The sequence below is a fragment of the Archangium sp. genome (assembly GCF_036388035.1).
GTDB lineage: Bacteria > Myxococcota > Myxococcia > Myxococcales > Myxococcaceae > Archangium.
The window spans coordinates 1-5,394 of record NZ_DASVSO010001021.1; the positions used below are offsets into that span (position 1 = coordinate 1).

Here is a 5,394-nt window from a genome sequence, read left to right on the forward strand (position 1 = left end):
TCGACAACGACCTCGTCACCGAGGTGCCGGTGGCCGCGGGCATCGACTACAAGCTGGGTGGCATCACGGCTGGCGCGCGTGCCACCTACCGCTTCCTCGGCGGGGAGAACCTGGGCCTGGCGCAGGACGGCAACGCCGTGAACCTCGGTCTCCAGGTGGGCGGCGCCTTCTGACGACCGCCCGGGCCCGGGAGAGGCTCAGCCCGTGGTGCGAACCACCGCGGCGGCGGGCCCCTCGAGCCGCAACACCCCGCTTCGCAGCGGCTCCTCCTTCGAGGCGCCGCCGAAGCGGGGCGATTCGCTCCACAGCACCAGGGTGGCGCCCGCGGGCAGGCGGTGCTCCAGCGTGCCCTTCACGTTGACGATGAGGTGGAGCGCGCCGCCGGGGCCCCGGCGCTCGAGCACCAGCCCGTGCTCGCCCGTGGGCCGCGCGTCGAAGGCGTCCCGGCGGTTCTCCTTGAGCGCGGGGTCGGTGGCACGCAGGTGCAGCAGCTCGCGGTAGAGGGCGAGCACGCCGGCGTGTTCGGGCCGCTCGGCCTCGCTCCAGTCGAGCTTGGAGCGCGTGAAGGTCTCCAGCGCCTGCGGATCCGGCACCTCGCTGCCGGCGAAGCGCGTGAAGCCGGCGAACTCCTTGCGCCGTCCCTCCGTCACCAGCTTGCCCAACTCGGCGTTGTGGTCCGTGAAGTAGAGGAAGGGCGTGCTCGCGTTCCACTCCTGCCCCATGAAGAGGAGCGGCGTGTAGGGCGAGAGCAGCAACAGCGTGCTCATGGCGCGAAAGGCCGCCGGGGACACGTCCGCCCCCAACCGCTCGCCGAGAGCCCGGTTGCCCACCTGGTCATGGTTCTGGATGCAGAGCACGAGGTTCCACGGCTGCGCGTCCTTGGCGGGCGTGCCCCGGGCGTGGCCGTGCACCTGCGACACCTGCCCCTCGTAGAACCAGCCCTGGCGCAGCGTGCGGACGATGTCCTGCGCGGTGCCGGTGTAGTCGGCGTAGTAGCCCTCGCTGTCCCCGGCGAAGGCGCGGCGCAGCTGGTGGTGGAAGTCGTCCGCCCAGACGCCGTCCAGCCCATAGCCCCCCTGGGTGGGCGGGCGCACCAGGCGCGTGTCATTGCGCTCGTCCTCGGCGATGACCACCACCCGCCGGCCGGGAGCCGAGGCACGGGCCCGCTCCGAGATGGCCGCCAGCAGGTGCGGCGTGCCGTCGTCCACGATGGCGTGCGCCGCGTCCAGGCGCAGCCCATCCGCGTGGTAGTCGCGGATCCACATCTCCACGTTGGAGAGCACCAGCTCGCGCACCACCGCGGAGCCCTCGCCGTCGTAGTTGACGGCCTCGCCCCAGGGAGTGTTGTGGCGGCCGGTGAAGTAGTGCGGCGAGTAGCAGCGCAGGTAGTTCCCGTCCGGACCGAAGTGGTTGTAGACGGCGTCGATGAGCACCGCGAGCCCCTCGGCGTGGGCCGCGTTGATGAGGCGCCGCAGGCCCTGGGGGCCGCCGTACTCCGCCTGGGGGGCGAAGAGGTCCACCCCGTCGTAGCCCCAGTTGCGAGTGCCCGGAAAGCTGGCCAGCGGCAGCAGCTCCAGCGTGGTGATGCCCAGTTCCTTGAGCGAGCGCAGGCGGGGGATGAGCGCCTCGAAGGTGCCCTCGGGCGTGGCGGTGCCCACGTGGACTTCATAAATGACCTGGGCCTCGGGGTCCGGTCCCTTCCAGCCCGCGTCCGTCCAGGCGAAGTCCGCCACCACCACCTCGGAGGGGCCGTGGACGCCATCCGGCTGGGAGCGGCTCCAGGGGTCCGGAAAGGGGCCCTCGCCATCCACCCGCAGCTTGTAGCGCACGCCCGCGCCCTCGTCGGCGAGGGTCGTGGAGAAGAACCCCCCACCCTCCTCGGCCAGGGGCAGGGTGACGCCTGGTCGCCCGTCCCTCTCGTGAAGCACCACCTCCACCTTGTGATGCCCGGGAGCCCACACTCGCCAGCGCACTCCCTGTCCCGGCTCCACCCATGCACCCAGGCGAGGCACCTGCCGCCGCGTCTCTTCTGCTCGTTCCATGGGCACCTACTTATCCACCCACACGCCGCGCGTGACGTGTCCTCCGAGTCAAGGGGGCGCGAAGATGTTCACTGGTGGCCCGGCCTCGAGGGTGTACGCCCCCTCCGAGAGCGACCGGGCAACGGGAGTGTCTCCAACCAACCCTTGTCCCCGTGCCGTCGCTGCCGGAAAGATGCTTCCCACCGCATGAGCCCACGCCCCGACCATCTGCACGCCCTCCCCGCCGCGCACGGTGACTCCATCCGCGAGCGCGTCGCCGCCCTGGAGGTGCTCTCCCCCCGGGAGATCGACACCCGCCTGACCGAGCTCGGCTATCGAGGCCAGACGGAGGCCCGGCGCGCCGCGGCGGTGCTGGCCTACCGGCACGTGCGGCGGCTGCGGCGCATCCACCTGGAGGGCATCGCCCCCGAGCCCGGCACGCGCGAGAACTGTCTCTTCCTGGGCCCCACCGGCAGCGGGAAGACGTTCCTCGTGGAGCTGCTGTTCCGGGAGATTCTCGGCGTGCCCACGCTCATCGTGGACGCCACCCAGTTCTCCGAGACGGGCTACGTGGGAGATGACGTGACCACGATGCTCTCGCGCCTCTACGAGGCGGCGGGAGGGGACGTGGGCTGGGCGGCCTGTGGCGCCATCTGCATGGACGAGTTCGACAAGCTCGCCACCAGCCGCTCCGATGCGCGCTTCGCCGGGCAGCAGACCACCAAGGACGTGAGCGGCTTTGGCGTGCAGCGCAGCCTGCTCAACCTGTTGAGCGCGCCGCGGGCGGACTTCCCGCCGGACTTCGGCTTCACCAGCCGCACGCCGCCCATGCCCCTGGAGCTGTCGGCCCTCACCTTCATCGCCTGCGGGGCCTTCAGCGGGCTGAAGGGCACGGCGGAGGAGCTGGGGGGCCCCAAGGAGCGGATGGGCTTCGGCCGCGAGACGAGCAAGCGCGAGGCGGCCATCGCCGAGCGGGTGACGGACGACCAGCTCGAGCAGACGACGGCCTTCGCGCGCTACGGCTTCATCCCGGAGCTCATCGGCCGCTTCAGCCGCATCGTGTCGTTCTCGCCGCTGGACAAGACGACGCTGGGCAGCATCCTCGAGGACAACGTGCTGCGCGGCTACGAGCGCGAGTTCGCCCACGAGGGACTCAACCTGGTGGTGGAGCCCGCCGTGCGCGAGTGGGTGGTGACACGCGCCCTCAAGCGCGAGACGGGAGCCCGCGGCCTGCGCGCCGCGCTGGTGCCCCAGCTGGAGCGCGCCGCCTACGACCACTTCGGCGAGCCCCAGGTGTCCACGGTGCGCCTGGTGCTCGACGGAGACCAGGTGCGCGCCGTCCCGGGCTGAGCCCCGCAAAGAAAAACGCGGTGCCGGGACGGGTTCCGGCACCGCGTGTCCATCCAGGTCCCGGAAAGCCGCCCTCGAGCGTCCCCCCTGCCTCGCGCGGCTCCGCTCAGCCGCGGTACTGGTGGATGGACATGATGGGGTAGTTCATCTGCGAGTAGCTGATGCGCTGCGAGCCATCCCTGTTGACGTTGTTGGAGCCGATGTACTCCGGCTTGCCGTTCTTCATGCCCGCGAACATCACCACGTGGTGACCGCCCGGCGTCTTGAGGCACACCACGTCACCCGGCTTGGCCTGGGACAGCGGCACGCGCTTGAAGTTCGGGTCCTTGTCCAGGTTGGCCTGCAGGCCCACCACCGCGTTGTGGTGCTGGCCGTTCTTGATCTGCCCCGCCTGCTCCAGGCACGCGGAGACGAAGTTGGCGCAGTTGACGTTGTTGGGGACCCAGTCCTCCATGTCCGAGCCCACGCCGCCCTTCTCCAGCTTCAGGCTGCCGGCGTTCTTGCCCAGGTGGCTCTTGGCGATGTCGAAGGGGCTGCCCTTCGGACCCTGCGACGCCGGCCCCGGGGCGCTCGGACCCTGGGTGCTGGGGGCCGGACGGCTGCCGCTGCCCGGACGGCTGGTGCCAGGGTCGAAGCTGTCGCGCGAGCCCGGGATGTTCAGCGACTTGCCCGCGATGATCAGGTTGGCGTTCTTGATCTGCGGATTGGCCTTCATCAGCGCGCTCACCGTCGTCTGGTTGCGCTTGGCGATGGCGGACAGCGTGTCTCCGGACTTGATGCGGTAGCTGCTCATGGCCGACCCCTGCTCGAGAAATTCGAAGTTTGAAACTCAGAGAAATTCTCGGGAGCCGGTGTGGGAAAGTTGCGTCCACCGGTTCGAAATTCTCGCCCGCAGTCTCTCACAGGGGGGGAGAGGGCTTCGAGCGCCCCCCAAATTCCAAGAAAACCTTGAACTTCGTGCGTTAGCCGTGATAACCCGTAAAACAGGTTACCGACATGCAACGCAAATCCACCAAGGTCGCCACGGCAGTGGGCGCCCTGCTGCTCATCCTCCTCGGCGCGGCGCTGATCTGGCGCCGTCCCGGCTCGGGTGCGGAGGGCTCCTCGGAGTCCTCCAGCGCCGAGACCCCCCAGGCCTCGGGTGCCCAGGCCTCCACCACTTCCGGCGCCGCGGGCGGCTCCACCCAGCCCCAGCCGCCCAAGCCCGCGCGGGAGATGCTGCCCATGCCGGGCTGCTGGCAGGGAGTGGCGGAGCTGGACAAGACGCTCACCATGGCCAACTTCCGCCAGGCCCTGGCCGCCGCCATCGCCGGGCGGGACCGGATGCTCGCCACCTACCTGCAGGAGAAGCTCACCGAGCTGGTGGGTGATGACCCCAGCCGGGCCCTCCAGGTGCTCGAGTGGGCGCAGGCGTCCGACCGGGAGGAGCTCGTCGTCTACATCGAGGCGGTGAAGGCCGCCGCCGCCGTGCAGCGCCCCGAGGTGGTCGACCGGCTGGTGAAGTTGGGCGAGGACAAGGGCGCCACCCTGTTGCACCGGGGCGCGGCCATGGATGCCCTGGAAACGCAGAAGCGCTTCTCCTCGTCTACCCTGGCGCGGGTCAAGGCCATCGCCCTGGACGAGTCACTGGACTCCACCGCCTGGGTGGCCACGCGCACCATCGGCCGCGTCATGAAGGAGGACTACGAGCGCACCGGCACCTTCGCCCCCTACTGGAAGGAGCTGATGGACATCAGCGAGAAGTCCGACGACATGGCCGTGCGCATGCTCGCCCTGGAGATGCCCACCTACTCCAACCCCATCATCGGCGAGGACTCCATGGAGCGGCTGGACAAGCTCATGCGCACGGACCGCGAGCGCGACGTGCGGGAGATGGCGGCCTACCGGCTGGCCGTCACCGAGCAGCCGGACAAGGCGCTGGAGTACTACCGCACCGCCTTCCCCCAGGAGCATGACGAGTGCGTGCGCTGGGCCATCTTCCGCTTCGCCGTCCGGGCCGCGGGCCCTGGTGCCCTGCCGCTGC

Annotated in this window: 4 protein-coding genes; 2 read left to right on the top strand and 2 right to left on the bottom strand. The window is 70.2% G+C overall.

The genetic code is table 11. The features are described from left to right. Window positions 1-197: 197 nt before the first annotated feature. Window positions 198-2,042 carry a malto-oligosyltrehalose trehalohydrolase gene (gene treZ / locus VF697_RS42045; RefSeq protein ID WP_331104204.1) on the bottom strand — a complete coding sequence of 615 codons (1,845 nt, stop codon included), beginning with the start codon at window positions 2,040-2,042 and terminating at the stop codon, window positions 198-200. Window positions 2,043-2,228: 186 nt separating this feature from the next. On the opposite strand from treZ, the gene VF697_RS42050 reads away from it, so the two are divergent. Continuing rightward, window positions 2,229-3,371 (top strand): AAA family ATPase, encoded by a 1,143-nt coding sequence (locus VF697_RS42050; protein ID WP_331104206.1) that lies wholly within the window; start codon window positions 2,229-2,231, stop codon window positions 3,369-3,371. 106 nt (window positions 3,372-3,477) lie between these two features. Here VF697_RS42050 and VF697_RS42055 read toward each other — a convergent pair whose 3' ends face one another. After that, the gene (locus VF697_RS42055) at window positions 3,478-4,164 is read right to left on the bottom strand and encodes a LysM peptidoglycan-binding domain-containing protein (protein WP_331104208.1); all 687 of its coding nucleotides are present in this window, start codon (window positions 4,162-4,164) and stop codon (window positions 3,478-3,480) included. Window positions 4,165-4,367: 203 nt separating this feature from the next. On the opposite strand from VF697_RS42055, the gene VF697_RS42060 reads away from it, so the two are divergent. Continuing rightward, the coding region (locus VF697_RS42060; protein ID WP_331104210.1) for a HEAT repeat domain-containing protein at window positions 4,368-5,394 on the top strand (1,027 nt) is incomplete at its 3' end.